Annotated in this window: 14 protein-coding genes; 2 read left to right on the top strand and 12 right to left on the bottom strand. The window is 36.6% G+C overall.

From position 1 onward, the window contains the following. Positions 1–188: 188 nt before the first annotated feature. The 12 genes from hemL to FS486_RS09095 all read right to left on the bottom strand — a co-directional run bounded on the left by hemL (position 189) and on the right by FS486_RS09095 (position 14,942). On the bottom strand, positions 189–1,481 hold the full coding sequence (hemL, locus tag FS486_RS09150) for a glutamate-1-semialdehyde 2,1-aminomutase (protein WP_144511028.1): 1,293 nt from the start codon (positions 1,479–1,481) through the stop codon (positions 189–191). Beyond that, positions 1,481–2,464 (bottom strand): porphobilinogen synthase, encoded by a 984-nt coding sequence (hemB, locus tag FS486_RS09145; protein ID WP_144511027.1) that lies wholly within the window; start codon positions 2,462–2,464, stop codon positions 1,481–1,483. The genes hemL and hemB overlap by 1 nt, the downstream gene beginning before the upstream one ends. Beyond that, on the bottom strand, positions 2,461–3,225 hold the full coding sequence (locus FS486_RS09140; protein ID WP_144511026.1) for a uroporphyrinogen-III synthase: 765 nt from the start codon (positions 3,223–3,225) through the stop codon (positions 2,461–2,463). Before FS486_RS09140 ends, hemB begins: the two co-directional genes overlap by 4 nt. Continuing rightward, entirely contained in the window at positions 3,218–4,147 is a 930-nt protein-coding gene (hemC, locus tag FS486_RS09135; protein WP_144511025.1) for a hydroxymethylbilane synthase, read from the bottom strand. The genes FS486_RS09140 and hemC overlap by 8 nt, the downstream gene beginning before the upstream one ends. 24 nt (positions 4,148–4,171) lie before the next feature. Beyond that, positions 4,172–5,002, bottom strand: a complete 831-nt coding sequence (locus FS486_RS09130; protein ID WP_144511024.1) for a cytochrome C assembly family protein — start codon at positions 5,000–5,002, stop codon at positions 4,172–4,174. Between the two features lie 84 nt (positions 5,003–5,086). Beyond that, positions 5,087–6,448 (bottom strand): glutamyl-tRNA reductase, encoded by a 1,362-nt coding sequence (gene hemA, locus FS486_RS09125; RefSeq protein WP_144511023.1) that lies wholly within the window; start codon positions 6,446–6,448, stop codon positions 5,087–5,089. A 228-nt stretch (positions 6,449–6,676) separates the two neighbouring features. Next, positions 6,677–7,261: a ribosome biogenesis GTP-binding protein YihA/YsxC gene (yihA, locus tag FS486_RS09120; RefSeq protein WP_144511022.1), complete on the bottom strand. Its 585-nt coding sequence runs from the start codon at positions 7,259–7,261 to the stop codon at positions 6,677–6,679. After that, on the bottom strand, positions 7,261–9,582 hold the full coding sequence (lon, locus tag FS486_RS09115; RefSeq protein ID WP_144511021.1) for an endopeptidase La: 2,322 nt from the start codon (positions 9,580–9,582) through the stop codon (positions 7,261–7,263). Before lon ends, yihA begins: the two co-directional genes overlap by 1 nt. Before the next feature lie 168 nt (positions 9,583–9,750). Further along, positions 9,751–11,019: an ATP-dependent protease ATP-binding subunit ClpX gene (gene clpX, locus FS486_RS09110; RefSeq protein WP_144511020.1), complete on the bottom strand. Its 1,269-nt coding sequence runs from the start codon at positions 11,017–11,019 to the stop codon at positions 9,751–9,753. A gap of 257 nt (positions 11,020–11,276) precedes the next feature. Then, on the bottom strand, positions 11,277–12,557 hold the full coding sequence (gene tig / locus FS486_RS09105) for a trigger factor (RefSeq protein ID WP_144511019.1): 1,281 nt from the start codon (positions 12,555–12,557) through the stop codon (positions 11,277–11,279). A gap of 124 nt (positions 12,558–12,681) precedes the next feature. Beyond that, the gene (locus tag FS486_RS09100; RefSeq protein WP_144511018.1) at positions 12,682–13,686 is read right to left on the bottom strand and encodes a hypothetical protein; all 1,005 of its coding nucleotides are present in this window, start codon (positions 13,684–13,686) and stop codon (positions 12,682–12,684) included. A gap of 68 nt (positions 13,687–13,754) precedes the next feature. Next, a complete protein-coding gene (locus FS486_RS09095) occupies positions 13,755–14,942 on the bottom strand; it encodes a CDP-glycerol glycerophosphotransferase family protein (RefSeq protein ID WP_144511017.1) in 1,188 nt (395 codons plus the stop codon). Positions 14,943–15,085: 143 nt separating this feature from the next. Here FS486_RS09095 and FS486_RS09090 point away from each other — a divergent pair, with 143 nt between their 5' ends. Both FS486_RS09090 and FS486_RS09085 read left to right on the top strand, forming a co-directional pair. Next, positions 15,086–16,309: a glycosyltransferase gene (locus tag FS486_RS09090; protein ID WP_144511016.1), complete on the top strand. Its 1,224-nt coding sequence runs from the start codon at positions 15,086–15,088 to the stop codon at positions 16,307–16,309. Further along, positions 16,278–16,997, top strand: coding sequence for an HAD family hydrolase (locus tag FS486_RS09085; protein ID WP_260858064.1), 720 nt, complete (start codon positions 16,278–16,280; stop codon positions 16,995–16,997). The genes FS486_RS09090 and FS486_RS09085 overlap by 32 nt, the downstream gene beginning before the upstream one ends. Positions 16,998–17,202: the final 205 nt, after the last annotated feature.

Below are 17,202 nucleotides of genomic sequence, written 5' to 3'. Positions count from 1 at the left end.
GCTCACCCGGCGGAAAGCGTCCGACTGCTGAGAAAATCATAGCGGTCGCTAGTCAAACGCACTAAGACGCACTTTCCCCAAAAAGCGACATTGTTTTTCGGCTCATTATATTTACATAAGGAAAAATCCATAACCAAATGTCTCTCTTATAAAAAAAAGCCTTGCACCATGTACAAGGCTTTTCAGGATTACTTAGCGAGTTTTTCAAATACAGTATGGAATGCTTGTACCGTTTTTTCGATGTGCTCCTCCGTGTGAGCGCTTGAAAGGAATAATCCTTCAAATTGGGAAGGTGGTAAGTAAATACCCTCCTCCGCCATTAAGCGGAAGTATTTAGCGAATAGTTCTAAATCAGATGTTTTCGCTGTATCAAAATTAATAACATCTTCATTAGTTAAGAAGAATCCAATCATGGATCCAGCACGATTCACTGTATGAGGAATATTATATTTAGTAGCAGCTTCACGGAAACCTTTTTCTAATAAATCACCAAGCTTTATAAAATACTTGTATGAATCCTCATTTAAGCGTGTTAATGTTTCATAACCTGCCGTCATTGCAAGAGGGTTCCCGGAAAGGGTTCCAGCTTGATAAACAGGACCGCTTGGGGCAATCATTTCCATAATTTCACGTTTTCCGCCAAAAGCTCCCACTGGAAGCCCTCCACCGATTACTTTACCTAGGCAAGTTAAATCGGGAGTTACACCGAAGTACCCTTGTGCACAATTGTAACCAACACGGAATCCAGTCATTACTTCATCAAATATCAAAAGTGTTCCATATTGCTCCGTTAATTCACGAAGCCCTTCTAAAAAACCTTCAAGCGGAGGAACAACTCCCATATTTCCAGCTACTGGCTCTACAATAACAGCAGCAAGATCGTCCCCAAAGTTTTCAAATACGTGGCGTACACTTTCTAAATCATTATAAGGTACCGCTATTGTATTTTTTGCAATGGACTCGGGAACACCAGGACTATCTGGTAAACCTAATGTAGCAACGCCAGATCCAGCTTTAATCAGCAAGCTATCTCCATGGCCATGATAGCTTCCTTCAAATTTTAATATTTTGTTTTTCCCTGTATACCCACGAGCTAAACGAAGTGCACTCATCGTCGCTTCTGTACCCGAAGAAACCATACGAACCATTTCGATAGACGGAACGCGTTCCATGACAAGTTTGGCAAGTTTGTTTTCTATTAATGTAGAAGCACCAAAGCTTGTACCTGTTTCGGCAACTTCTTGGATCGCTTTTACTACATTCGGCTCTGTGTGGCCTAAAATTAGAGGTCCCCAAGATAATACATAGTCGATATATTCATTGCCATCAATATCTGTTAAGATTGCTCCTTTTCCACTTTTCATGAAGATAGGATCCATATCCACTGATTTAAACGCACGAACGGGGCTGTTGACACCGCCAGGCATTAATTCTTTTGCTTCTGTGAATGCTTGTTTAGATAAGTCATATGATTTTGTCATTATTTCTCCTCCAACCAACGTGCTACATCTTTTGCATGATACGTTAAAATAATATCCGCTCCTGCACGTTTCATTCCTGTTAACGTTTCTAATACTGTTTCTTTTTCGTTTATCCAGCCATTAATTGCTGCGGCTTTTACCATTGCATATTCTCCGCTTACATTATAAGCAACGATTGGTGTATCAAAAGTATTTTTAACATCACGAATGATATCCAAGTATGCAAGTGCTGGTTTTACAATAAGCATATCTGCACCTTCTTCAAGGTCCGAAGTTGCTTCGCGAATTGCCTCCATACGATTGGAGTAATCCATTTGGTATGTTTTACGGTCTCCAAATTTAGGTGCTCCGTCTGCCGCTTCACGGAAAGGGCCATAATATGCAGAAGCATATTTCACTGCATAAGACATAATTGGTACATCTTCAAAGCCTGCACTATCTAAACCATGGCGAATAGCAGTAACAAAGCCATCCATCATATTAGAAGGAGCAATAATGTCTGCACCTGCTTCGGCCTGACTGATCGCAGTTTTTGCCAATAAGTCTAAAGAAGGGTCATTTAAGATGCGTTCATTTTCATCGACTACTCCGCAATGCCCGTGATCTGTGAATTCACAAAGACAAGTATCTGCAATGACTACTAGCTCAGGATGTCTTTCTTTTATAAAACGAATTGCTTTTTGGATAATTCCGTGATCATGATATGCTTGTGTTCCAACAGCATCTTTTTCTGCTGGAAGTCCAAATAAAATGACAGAGGGAATACCGAGCGATACTACTTCATCTACTTCTTCTCCTAAACGATCTAATGAAAATTGAAACACGCCAGGCATAGAAGCTACTGGGTTTTTAATATTTTCCCCATCCATGACGAAAATCGGGTAGATTAAATCTTCTTTATGTAAATACGTTTCTTTTACCATTGCTCTAATTCCTGCAGTTTTTCTTAAACGACGGTGACGTTGAAATAGTAATTCTGTCATTGTTTTCTTCCTTTCCATTTAGCTAACTTTTTGATTACATCGATTAGCGTATATGTTTCTGGTATTACATGCACGACGGCACCTAATGATTCTAAATAGTTTTTGGTTATATGGCCAATAGCACAGATTGTAAAGCGATCATATCCTATATATATCCCAATGTTCTCATGAAACATTTTCGCAGCAGATGGGCTCGTAAAAATTAGTGAACAGTTTCTGCCGCCTTCTAAAAGGGCACGAACCTGATCTCTATTTTCTTCTACTTCCACTGTTTCATATATGGTCCATACATCTACTTTGTTTGTAAGTCCGTTTGTAATTGTATTTTTTGCTAGATTTCCTCTAAAAAACAAACAAGATTCATCTGGGGAAGTGTACTTGGGAAATTCTTTGACAAATACATCCGCACTAAAAGTAGTAGGTGTAAAGTCTACAGAAAAACCAATTCGTTTGATTGCAGCAGCTGTTTGTGATCCAACAACTGCTATTTTTGCTTGAAAAAACTCAGGGTTTATACTAAATCGCTTTATTTTTGCATGAAATGCATGAACGCTACTTTGGCTGGTAAATATAAACCAATGATACTTGTTACTTTCCAGCAGCATCTGCTCATCAGCCGTTGATATAATTTCCTCTGTTGATATAAGCGGGGCAATTACTGGATTACCGCCTAATCGCAAAGTAAGATCTACTGCATCTGAATTCCTAAGTATTCCAGTAAAGATGACATACTCCTCTTGCAAAGGCAACCGATCAGACATTTAAATCTGCCTTCACTTGTTGGATTAAATCGTATGCTCCTTGCTCAGTGACTAGGCGTGCTACTTCTTTTCCGACCGTTACTGCATCTTTTCCTGTCACCACTTCTTTATATACAATAGAGGCATCTGGGGCAGCAACTAAGCCGGTCATTGTAATTTCTTCTCCGTTAATAATTGCATGTCCTGCTATCGGCACTTGGCAACCGCCATCCATTGCCGCTAAAAACGCTCGTTCAGCATGCACAGCATCCCAAGTTTCTTTATCTGAAAGCTTCGCAAGTTCTGCAAGTAATTCAGTGTCATCCTCTCTACACTCAATCGCAAGCGAGCCTTGTCCTACTGCAGGAACACAATCATCTGTTGATAGGTATTCCGTGACCACTTCGTCACTCCAGCCAAGACGTTTTAACCCTGCTGCAGCTAGTATGATTGCATCATATTCACCGTTTTGAAGTTTTTGGAGTCTTGTATCTACATTTCCGCGAATCCATTTAATCTCGATATCAGGACGCATCAACAATAGCTGTGCGCTTCTTCTTAAACTGCTCGTTCCAACAACTGCCCCTTTTGGTAAATCACTGAACTTCACATGTCCAGTTGAGATAAACGCATCACGCTCATCCACTCGTTTGGGTGTACACCCCATCGCTAACCCTGGTGGCAATACAGAGGGCATGTCTTTCATACTATGAACAGCAAAATCGATTTCTTTGTCGTATAAAGCTTGTTCTATCTCTTTAACGAAGAGTCCCTTGCCTCCAACTTTCGATAATGTAACATCTAAAATTTGGTCGCCTTTCGTCACTATTTCTTTCACTTCAAACTCAAAAGGGGCACCCATATCTTTCATTTGTTGAATGAACCAATTTGTTTGTGTTAAAGCCAACTTACTTCTTCTTGAACCTACAATAATTTTACGCATAACTTCGCTACCCTTCTCAATAAATTAATACCACAAATGGAATTGCGATAATTGACTACCTAATAAAAAATTTATTAAAACAAATAAAAACGCATATATATGGACCCATGCATAGGTTGTTCCAGTAAATCTTGCTTGCTTCCTTAACATTAGGACAACCATATATACGACCAATAAGATAAAGGAGCTGACAATTTTAAAATCTCCGATAGAAAATACATCCAGTGAAACATATGCCCATTCTAACCCAAGAACCAGACTTACAAACAAAAGTGGTATTCCTACTAAAATGGATAGGGTCATTCCGGTTTCCGCTTGTTTCAAAGAAGGTAATCTAGAAAATTGCTTTGTCCATTTTTTCTTTTTCAATACGCGGTACAATAATAAATATAATGTCGAAAAAACAAATGATAATGAAAAAGCCGCGTATGCTAACAAGGCAAACATAATATGAATAAATAATAATTCTGACTGCAATGTATCACCAACTGCAGATTGTTGGATCTGATTAGGTGCAAATGTATGAATCGTCATAAAGATAAATCCGATAATATTTAAAAAGAATGCCGGTAAATCTAAGCGAAATACAATTTGCAAAACTAGTGACAATATGATAATGAGCCATGCATAAAAGTATATCCCTTCAAATAATGAAAGAATCGGAAATCGCTTCGTTTCGATTATATACATAACCAAAAACACCGTTTGCAACAGCCAGACGACGGAGAGTAACCGTACTGCAATTCGATGCGCATGACGATCTTTATTCAAATAATCGATAAAATAAAAAACAAGACTAACGGACTGGAGGACGACCATTATCTCGTGTAGCCTTGTCATCGTCAAATCAGCCATAGTATACTCCTTTACATAGAAAAAAGGCGTCTTTTTATATCTACTAGTTGCCCGTATAGATACAAAACGCCTCCTTTTACTTCGTTAAAATGATAAATTTTCTTTTAGATGTTGCGATTGAATAGATTGTTTTAAATTAATTTTCGCTTTTTCAGCTTGATCCGCTACTTCCTTTTGTACATCTTCTTCAATACCAAAGATTTGCTGGAACATCTGAAGCTGTTTAACTGATTCTTTGGTTGTAGATAATTCTTTCACTTGCAGAATAGGATCCTTTAATAGCTGGTTAATGATTGACTTTGTATGCTTATTTAATATTTTTCGCTCCCTATCGGTTAAATCTGGCATTTTGTTTTCGATAGAAAGCATTGTTTCTGTTTGAATTTTACTCGCTTTTTGACGCAGTGCTGAAATAATTGGAACGACTCCAAGCGTAGCAACCCAATCATTGAATTGTTCAATCTCCGTCTCAATCATTTGGTTAATCTGCTCAGCCGCCCGCTCACGCTCGGCTAAGTTTGCTTCTACAATGCCTTGCAAATCATCAATATCATATAAGAACACATTCGATAAATCACCGATACGTGGATCTAAATCGCGTGGGACAGCAATATCTACCATAAACAATGGCTTTCCTTTACGTAAGCGTTCTACAAACTGCATTAATTCTAAATCAATTACGTACTCAGTCGAGCCAGTTGAACTGATCAAAATATCTGCCTCTAATAAAGCACATTGTAGCTCGTCCATCGGCTTTGCATTTCCATCAAATTTTTTGGCTAGCTCTTTTGCTTTTTCAAAAGTTCGGTTAATAACTGTTACTTTTTCTGCGCCACTACCATGCAAGTTCTGGATCGCTAGCTCACCCATTTTACCGGCACCTAAGATCACGACATGTTTGTGATTTAAAGATCCGAAAATTTTCTTGCCAAGCTCAACAGCTGCATAAGAGACAGAAACTGCATTTTCGCCGATAGCCGTTTCTGAATGAGCACGTTTCGCAAATGTCACCGCTTGTTTGAATAATTGATTGAAAACAGTACCTGTTGTCCCATTTTCCTGCCCATTTAGAAAGCTTTTCTTCACTTGCCCTAGTATTTGTGTTTCACCAAGTACCATCGAATCAATCCCTGCAGTAACGCGGAACAAATGATTATTCGCTTCATTGTCTTCGTGAATAAATAAATAGGTAGATAAGTCTTCTAACGGGATATCAAACCAATTTGCTAAAAACTGTTTCACATAGTATTTACCTGTATGTAATTGATCAACCGTCGCATAAATTTCCGTACGGTTACAAGTAGATACAATAACATTCTCTAATATGCTTTTTTGATCTTGTAATGCTTGCATTGCATTCGGAAGCTCTGTTTCGACAAATGAAAGCTTTTCTCGAATTTCAACTGGAGCAGTACGGTAATTGACACCTACCACGATAGTATGCATGGAATCATGTCTCCCTTTCACGTTCATTTCATAAGTCCAATTATATCATAGCTTTTCTCATGGTTTACATGCATTTGTGAACAAGCTATGAAATCTTAATTAGAATGATTATAAAATAATATTAACAAACAACCTTGTCTATTACAAGCCAACTGCTTAAAGGCGAAATATGCAGAAAATTAGCACAAAAAAAGTTATGTAAGGTTATCATACCCTACATAACCATCCTTATAACATTCTACTTTCAATTTCTGCCCAGGCAGCATCAAATCCAAGTCCAGTTTCGGAAGAAAATACGACAAGCGGATCGCCTTTTTCCATTTGCAATTCCTCTTTGACGATTTTTTTATGCTTGTCCCACTTACCTTTTGGAATTTTGTCTGCTTTTGTCGCAACCACGATACAAGGTATATTATAATGCTTCAAAAAGTCATACATCATGCAGTCATCCGATGTTGGTGGATGTCTTAAATCGACTATAAGGACTACAGCTTTTAACACATTTCGTGATGTGAAGTACGTTTCAATCATTTTTCCCCATGCCGCACGTTCTGACTTAGAAACTTTTGCATACCCATATCCTGGTACATCCACAAATAGTAAATCTTCTTCTAATTTATAAAAATTTAATGTTTGTGTTTTTCCTGGTTTGGAAGAAATTCGAGCCATGCTTTTTCGACCAATCATTTTGTTGATAAATGATGATTTCCCTACATTTGACCGTCCTGCAAGTGCAAATTCTGGTAAATCACCTTCCGGGTATTGAGCTGGTCTTACTGCACTAATAAGTAGTTCTACGTTATTGATTTTCACTATTTTGCCTCCTCCAATGCCAATTGAAGCACCTCTTGAGCATCGGAAACAAAATGAAATGTTAATACTTCACGAACACTTTCAGGAATATCTTCAATATCGCGTTCATTGTCTTGTGGACAAATAATAGTTGTTAAACCTGCGCGATGTGCACTTAATGTTTTTTCTTTTAATCCTCCGATTGGTAAAACTCTACCTCTGAGGGTTACTTCACCGGTCATACCGACTTCACGTCTAATTGGACGCTGTGATAAAGCAGATACGAGTGCAGTAACGATTGTAATTCCTGCGGAAGGTCCATCTTTTGGAACCGCCCCTTCTGGAACATGTATATGAATATCTTGTTTTTCATGGAAAGAGGGATCAATCCCGAATTCTTCTGCTTTTGAACGAACATAAGATAATGCAGTTTGGGCAGATTCCTTCATCACGTCTCCAAGCTTACCAGTTAGTTGGAGTTTTCCATTACCTGCTGATAAGGATACTTCAATTTGTAAAGTATCTCCACCGACCGTTGTATATGCTAGTCCCGTCGCCACACCTATTTGGTTTTCGGTTTCTGCTTGTCCATATCGAAATTTTCGTTTTCCGATTGTATCTTCTAGATTTTTAGTTGTAATAGATATACGTTTTTTATCTCCTGACACAATTTGAAGTGCTGCTTTTCTACATACATTTGCTAGTACACGATTTAAACTTCGTACACCCGCCTCGCGTGTATAGTATCGAATAACATCCAAAATAGCCTCATCTTTTACTTGAAGCTGCGATTTTGTTAAACCATGCTCTTTTAATTGTTTCGGTAACAAATGATTGGTAGCAATAGAAAGCTTCTCAATTTCTGTATACCCCGCAATTGAAATGATTTCCATACGATCTCGCAACGGACCAGGAATGGTACTCAAGTCATTCGCTGTAGCGATAAATAAAACATTTGATAAATCATACGTCTCTTCAATATAATGATCGCTAAATGTATTATTTTGCTCAGGATCTAATACTTCTAGCATGGCAGCTGAAGGGTCACCTCTAAAGTCATTGGACATTTTATCAATTTCATCCAATAAAAATAATGGATTTATTGTCCCTGCTTTTTTCATTCCTTGTATAATTCGACCTGGCATCGCCCCTACGTATGTTCTACGATGTCCACGAATTTCCGATTCATCTCGAACCCCACCTAATGAAATTCGGACGAAATTTCTACCTAATGATTCAGCAATAGATTTCGCAAGAGAAGTTTTTCCAACCCCTGGAGGGCCAGCTAAACAAAGTATCGGTCCACGCAACGATTTAGTAAGTTGACGAACTGCTAAATATTCTAAAACTCGCTCTTTAACTGACTCTAATCCTTCATGATCACGATCCAAAATTTGCTCTGAACGCTTAATATCAAGTTGGTCTTCCGTTGATTTTGACCAAGGAATAGAAACAATCCATTCTAAATAGTTTCGAATAACGCCACTTTCGGGAGCTTGGGTTGGCAGTTTTTCGTAACGATCTAATTCTTTTAATACATTTTTTTTCGTAATTTCAGGGAGACCAGCTTCTTCAATTCGTTTTTTCAGTTCTACTACTTCACCAGTTTTACCTTCTTTGTCTCCTAGCTCTGTTTGAATAGCTTTCATCTGTTCTCTTAGATAAAACTCTTTTTGCGTTCTTTCCATTGCGTGTTTTACACGGGTATTAATTTTCGTTTCTAAATTTAATATTTCCTGTTCATTATATAATCGACCAATTAGAACTTCTAATCGTTCTTTTACATCCATTATCTCCAAAACTTCTTGTTTACCGGAAATTTTCAAAGGTAAGTGGGAAGCTACCATGTCAGCTAATCGACCTGGTTCCTCAATATCCACAACTGAATTATACGTTTCTTCCGACACGCTCTTAGATGATTTTGAATATTTTTCAAAATTATGTAGTAACGTACGCATGAGTGCTTCGTCTTCCTGATCTGCTTTTTCAGGTTCAATATAAGCAGACACAGTTACTTCATCAAACGTATCTGTTTCTTTATAATCATCCCATATTGCGCGTTGTAATCCTTCTACTAATACACGCATAGTTCCGTTCGGAAGCTTCACCATTTGTTTTACGCTCGCAATAACGCCAACATCGTATAGGTCTTCTATAGCCGGTTTTTCTAATGTCATATCTCGTTGTGCAGATAAAAACAATTTTTCTTCACGTAGCATTGCTTCGTTTAATGCTGCGATTGAACGCTCTCGTCCTATATCTACATGAAGAACCATTGTTGGGTAAACTAACAATCCTCTAAGAGGTAATACGGGATAGTACGTCTCATTTTTCTTTGCCATTTTGGGAAGTCACCTCCAACTTATTCTGTCCGGATCTGCATTAAACATACAATCCATTGTTCTACATAGGTTTTCATTTCTAGGAAAGTGCATATAAGAAGAAAAAGCTGACATCCTTGCTTGCGCTAAGCACGCGCAGATTGGAAGCCAGCTTATTTCCACATCGAGTTAAGCCGATGTTTTTTCGTTATCTTTTCCTACTTCAGTGCCGTCTTCTAACAAAAGTTTAGGACGTGCTTTTTCTGTAATAGCTTCTTTCGTAATAACACATTCCACAATGTCTTCACGCGATGGTAGTTCATACATTACATCCAACATAATATTCTCAATAATGGAACGTAGCCCACGTGCACCTGTTTTACGCTCAATTGCTTCTTTAGCAATTTCAATTAATGCATCATCTTCAAATGTAAGCTTTACATTATCCAACTCAATCATTTTTTGATATTGTTTCACAAGCGCATTTTTAGGTTCTGTTAATATTTGTACAAGTGCTTTATTGTCTAATTGTTCTAGACTAGCAAGTACTGGTAAACGACCAATAAACTCTGGTATTAGTCCAAACTTTAATAAGTCCTCGGGAATTAACTGGGCAAGCACAGAACCTGCTTCCACTTCAACTTTGTTTGGATCTGCTCCAAATCCGATTACTTTTTCGCCTAAACGACGTTTAATGATTTGTTCAATACCGTCAAATGCCCCACCAACGATAAATAAAATATTCGTTGTGTCGATTTGAATGAATTCTTGGTGTGGATGCTTACGACCGCCTTGTGGTGGAACGCTAGCAACTGTACCTTCTAATATTTTTAAAAGTGCTTGTTGAACACCTTCACCTGAAACATCACGAGTAATTGAAGGATTTTCAGATTTACGTGCTACTTTATCTATTTCGTCAATATAAATGATCCCTTTTTCTGCGCGTTCTACATCGTAGTCAGCAGACTGTATAAGTTTTAAAAGAATATTCTCCACATCTTCTCCAACATATCCAGCTTCCGTTAAAGAAGTAGCATCTGCAATTGCAAATGGTACGTTCAAAATACGAGCTAAAGTCTGGGCTAGTAATGTTTTACCGCTACCTGTAGGTCCAATTAATACTATATTTGATTTGGATAATTCCACTTCATCGATTACGCTATTTGAATTGATGCGTTTGTAATGGTTATAAACAGCAACAGCCAGTGATTTTTTTGCTCTTTCTTGACCAATTACATATTCATCTAAAATAGTTAAAATTTCTTTTGGTTTAGGAACTTCTTTAAATTCTACTTCTTCTTCGATTCCAAGCTCTTCTTCTACAATTTCAGAACATAAATCGATACATTCGTCACAAATATAAACGCCTGGTCCTGCAACTAATTTACGAACTTGTTCCTGTGGTTTGCCACAAAAAGAACATTTTAAGTTCCCTTTTTCATCATTGAATTTGAACAAAATATTCACCCCTATTCAAGCAATTATCTTACAAGATTCTATCCAAGTAATCAAATAATACGTTTTTCTATGTTTTATATACCAGAAATACTTTATGTATGGTATAAAACAAGGCACAGACACTTCGCTGTACCCTGTTTTATATTATAACGCTATCAAGTCTGAATAAGAAAGTTTAAACCTTTTTAATCATTGTCTGTTCAATTTCAGCGTCAAGTCTCTGACAACCAATAGACGCTTACGCTTTTTCGAGCAAATTATGAAATTTTAGCGTTTTCTACTAAGAACTCAACAGTTTTTTGGAAACGAAGATCATTTTCAAGAACTTCTGTACCGCCAAGTGCTTTCTTAATGTCTTCAGCAGACATATTAAATTGTGCAGCCATTTTTTCAAGTTCTGCATTTACATCTTCTTCAGTAGCTGTAAGTTCTTCTTTTTCAGCGATTGCTTCAAGAGTTAAAGAAACTCTTACACGAGTTTTCGCATCTTCTGCCATTTGTGAACGTAAAGCAGCTTCATCTTGACCAGAGAATTGATAGTAAAGATCTAAATTCATCCCTTGTTGTTCTAAACGTTGACCAAATTCTTGTAACATACGGTCCGTTTCTGACTTAACCATTGCTTCTGGAATATCGATAGTAGCATTAGCTGCTGCTTTTTCTACTAACTCATCACGAAGAGTTTGAGCAGATAATTGTTTCTTTTCTTCAGCTGTAACTTCTTTTAATTTAGTACGTAATGCTTCGATTCCTTCAACTTCTTCATCTACTTCTTTTGCAAAGTCATCGTTTAGTTCAGGAAGTTCTTTTCCTTTAACTTCTTTAACAGTAACTTTAAAAACAGCAGGTTTACCAGCTAATTCAGTTGCATGGTATTCTTCTGGGAAAGTTACTTCTACATCTTTAGATTCGCCAGTTTTTACACCAACTAATTGTTCTTCAAATCCTGGAATGAAAGAGTTTGAACCGATTTCTAATGCATAATCAGTACCTGCTCCTCCTTCAAAGGCTACTTCGTCTACAAATCCTTCGAAGTCGATTACAGCTGTATCACCTTCAACGATTGCATCTTCTTTTACTACTAACTCAGCTAAACGAGTTTGTTGGCTTTTCAGTTGTTCTTCGATTTCTTCATCCGTAACAGTTTCATCTAATTTGTTTACTTCTAAACCTTTGTAATCTCCAAGTGAAACTTCTGGTTTTACAACAACTTTCGCAGTAAATACTAACGGTTGTCCTTTTTCCATTGTTACGATGTCGATTTCTGGTTGATCTACAGGATCGATATCCGCTTCATCTACTGCAGCAGAATAAGCATGTGGAAGAATATAATCTAGTGCATCTTGGTATAAAGATTCTACACCGTACATTTTTTCGAACATTTGACGTGGCATTTTTCCTTTACGGAAACCAGGTACATTAATTTGTTTTACAACTTTTTTAAACGCTTGATCTAACCCGTTCGCTACTACATCAGCAGCAACTTCTACTGTTAATAAACCATTATTTCCTTCTTGTTTTTCCCATTTAACTGACATTTATTCTACCTCCAAAAAATAAATTACAATAATTTAGCAGCCTGTTTTTTTAAAAACAGGACCATTTTTCACTAATTATATCGACAACTTGTATATTATAGCATAGATGAATAGACTTTCAACACTATTCATCCTCCGCTTCGTCTGTCGAATCTTCCAATAATCTAATCAATTCATACAACTCATTCGTTTGGTCACATTCATTACCAAATAACGTCTCCACAAAATTTACGTATGCTTGTGCAACTGCTTCATTGGTATATCCTAACCAATCGAATGGAAATAATGCATATGCATGACTATGTACTAACCCACCTGCTAACTGCAATTTAGAAGGGTCTTTTTCTAAAATGTCTTGAATATGTCTTGTAACAGCTTCTATTCGAGTTACCGCGTTAAGGCTTGGAGGAGAAACGGGACTTACCTTTTCTTTTAAACCAAATTTTTCAATCGTTATTTCTGTTGCTACATTTTTTGAACCAAGAAGGAGAAATGCAAGTGTTCGTATAGTTGGAGACACTCGCTTACTTTCGACTATTGCAATTATATTTGGTATTACTTCTGATATATCTCTGTGGAAGGAATCCTGCAGTATTTTCTCTTGTTCCCTTATATTAAGAATTACAAACTCTTCTATTGTAAATTTATCTTTATCCACATTCGGTATATCTACATTTTCAGAGGCTAATAGACTTTCCTGTTCTCTTGCAAGTCGCCCGCTCAATTCTTTTAATTGTAGGAAATTCTTCTTTCGATCGTTTGTAAATCTTGCATCTACTAATAGTGTATTTAATACTTTATCTACTTCCTTGTAATCCTTTAAGTCAAGTAAAATTGTTAAATATAATTCTACAATTTGTTCAAAAGAAGATGATCTGTTCTTCATTAAATCCTCGCATATTATTTTTGCCTCTATTTGACGGTTTGTTTCCAACAGAGTAAGCACATATACACTTAATATCGTATCATCTAACTCTATATATTTACGCGCTTGGTCAAAGCATTCTGCAGCTTTTGTATAATTATTACTTTCTGCAAATGCCAGTCCATCCGTGATCAATTTTTCAACCATTCCTGGAAAGAAAATAACATTTTCTTTGCTTTTGGGAACATGATGTTTTTTTTTCATTTTCCTCCCCTGCCTTTACCATATATACCTATATACTATATCATTTTACTTTTTATTTCTATATCTTATTAACTTTTTCTTCTGAAAATTTCCATACTAAGCCTTTCACAGTTATTTTTGTCAAAGAATTCTATATAGTCTGAGGCATTTTTATAAAACGGATTTACAGGATTTCCATATATTATTATATGCGACATATACTCATTCACTTCTTCTATTGTATTAGCTTTATAGCCATATAAATCTTTATCCAGATCTAAATAAGAGCCTCTCATCTTTAAAAATTCCTCTTGATCAAAAGTAAAGAAGATAATAGGTTTATTCATGTATAGAAAATCCCACGAAATGCTGGAATAATCCGTAAGCAACATATCAGCTTCTATAATCTCATCACCTATGGATATCTCATCAAAACTATAAAACTCCACCTTACCACTACTAATATCCATTTCCTTAAAATGATGCTCGAATTTCTTCATAAAAGGATGCAACAAGACTTTTAAATGTAAATCATAACTAGAAATTAATTCTTCCATTCGTTTATTTTGAAAAATCTCTAGAGTAGAACGGAAATAGTTACTATTTAAAAACTCTTCTTCCGATAATTCAAAAAGCCACTCTCGCCAAGTGAACATGACTAGAATATGCTTTACTTCTTTAGATGGTCTATTTGGGCCAAAACGATCGAATCGTGCCATTCCCGTTACTAATAGCTTCTCTTCTGGTATTCCCCACTCATGAAGCTTAATATTCTTTTCATACTGTGATGCACAATTAAAGTAGTTGCATCGAGCCAATAATGGTATATCTTCTTTTTGGATAAGAATCTTTTTAAAGCATTCGATTCCATGACTGATATGGATCATCATCGTTCTTTTGTTCAAGAATATGTATTTGTCTATGGAAGGTGCAACATCATAAGCAATGGAATGACCGTGGATTGAATAATCAGCTTTAAAAAACAGTAGATAATTTCGAAAGCTTCCTAACGCAACGGCATTTGGTATACATAGTTCTTTAATATAAGTTGTTTTCGGATCATACATCCAATGTATATCCATCTCTTCACTATAATGTTCTATTAAATAGCGGTGAAACACGGAGGCATTATCTTCATACTTCTCTCCTAAATTACCCCCTACTAACACAATTCTTTTTTTCTGTTTTTTTGTAGTTAATTTAGATATGAAGAACGCTACCATTACTTTTATAAATACGATTAACGGATCTAACGTTTTCCTAGTTTTTAATTCCATTAAGTTTCCCTCTTTCTTTATGACTCTATATTCCCTAATTCTACAAAATAAAACATAAATATGTTTAACTTTTCAGAAATCGGGTATTGTAGTTTATTAACCTAATTTAGTAGATTAAAAACTTACGAAAGGGGAAATGTCTTATGAATAAGAATATATTGTTTATTTCAGATCACGGAGATCCTTTGGCGCCCTTAGGCAGTGAGCAAGCTGGCGGCCAAAATAATTATGTAAAACAACTCGCTTTGGCACTCCAAAATGAGGGAAACACAGTAGATGTGGTTACACATTGGAGTAATCCCCTTGATCCTCCTATAGAAAATTTCGGACATTCATGTCGAGTTATTCGAATAGGAGCAGGAAAAAGAACGTACGTCCCTAAAAATGAATTATATCATTTATTACCCGCTTTCTATGAAGAGATGGCGACCATCCTGCCTCTTTGGAATTACGATATCATCCATACTCATTATTGGTTATCAGGACTTCTAGGTTCTTTTGTAAAAGCTGATTACCATATACCATGGGTTCACACAAATCATTCTTTAGGAATTGCTAAAGAGTCAGCAACGGGAGTTAACGAACCTATAAGACTCTATACCGAAAAAATGATATTAAGTTCGGCTGATTCTATTGTAGCTACAACTAAAAACGAAAAAAACCTGATAAAAAGTTTTGTTGAGAATCCTTCTTCGATAAAAATCATCCCTATCGGAGTAGATAGAGCTTTCCGTCCATTCCGTATTAAAAACAAGGAAACAATTGATCCATATTTCGCTTTCGCAGGAAGATTACAAACTACAAAAGGAATTTACACGTTGATAGATGCTTTTCGTTTACTCGTAGAAAAATACGATATTCACCACACAACGAAACTTGTTATAGCAGGCGGTGATTCAGATTGTATCGATTTTCCTAACAAACTACCAAAAGATCAAAAGTTGAAGGCTGCTATTACAGGCTTGGAAGATAAGATTGACTTTCTTGGAGCAAAATCACAAAAGCAACTTGCTTCCGTCTTTAATAATGCTACTGCTGTAGTAGTGCCTTCTTTCTACGAATCATTTGGTATGGTTGCTGCAGAGGCTCAAGCTTGTGGTTGTCCAGTCATTGCCTCAAAAGTGGGTGGCTTAATAGATGTGGTAAAAAATCGGGTTACCGGATTGCATACTGAAAAAGGAGATGAAAATAATTTAGCTCAAGCGATGAAAACAGTACTTTCTAATAGAAACTATTCAAAAAAACTCGGAAGAAGTGCTGCAGCTTTTGCAAACCGAGAATTTAACTGGTCTATTTTAGCTAAAAGAATGGATGCTTTATACGAGGTGGTTATTGGTGAGAGAAAAAAATTTCGTTTTGGCAACTGACTTAGATGGTACACTTGTGGGTGATAATTCCGCACTTTGCGCATTATTACAGCATTTTGAAGAATCATCTCTTCAAATAGCACTTGTCTATATTACAGGCAGACACCTAGCATCTGCTTCCACTTTAATATTAGAAGAAAAATTACCGAAGCCGGATGTTCTTATTACCGATATTGGTACTGCTATCTATACATCGCCAAGTTTGTCGGAAGAAAAGGCATGGACAGAAAAAATGAAAAGTAATTGGGATCCCAATGAAATAATTAAAATATCCGAAAAGTTTCCACTTCTTAAAAGACAGGCTCTTCCTACTGATGATCGAATTTCTTTTACCATACATCAGAATGAAGAAATAGTGAAAGAGTTTAAAAACGCATTATTTGAAAATAACATTCCACATAAATTCGTCTATAGTTCTAATCGAGATGTGGATATACTTCCTCTAAATAGTGGGAAAGGAGAAGCGTTGGTTTATACTCTTCAGAATTACTTTAAAGACAATGTTCAAATATTGATTGCGGGAGATTCGGGAAATGATTTAGATATGCTTTCTCTTGACTATCCTTCTGTCGTAGTAGGAAATGCTCAGAAGGAACTAGTTGAGATGGATAATCACCCTCTTCTTTACCGAGCTACCAAGCAATTTGCAGGAGGCATTCATGAAGGATGGTTGCATTTTTATAATTAAGAAAAGCCCAAGACTACATGTATGCTACTTTAAGGGTATTCATACCGCATAATGCCATTTGGTATGTTGGGAGACAAAATGCTTTTGTTAATGAGGGGAAAAAGTCGTTTCATACTCGATGAGTGAATGAATTGAATGATTGTATGTATCAATTTTCTTCTCTTTAAGAAAAGCCAACCGGAAATTTACTATCCGGTTGGCAATT

It is taken from the genome of Bacillus sp. FJAT-22090, from assembly GCF_007676755.1.
In the GTDB taxonomy this organism is placed as follows: Bacteria; Bacillota; Bacilli; order Bacillales_A; family Planococcaceae; genus Psychrobacillus.
The sequence above is the reverse complement of the archived record's forward strand: the minus strand, read 5'-3'. Positions and strand labels throughout refer to the sequence as shown.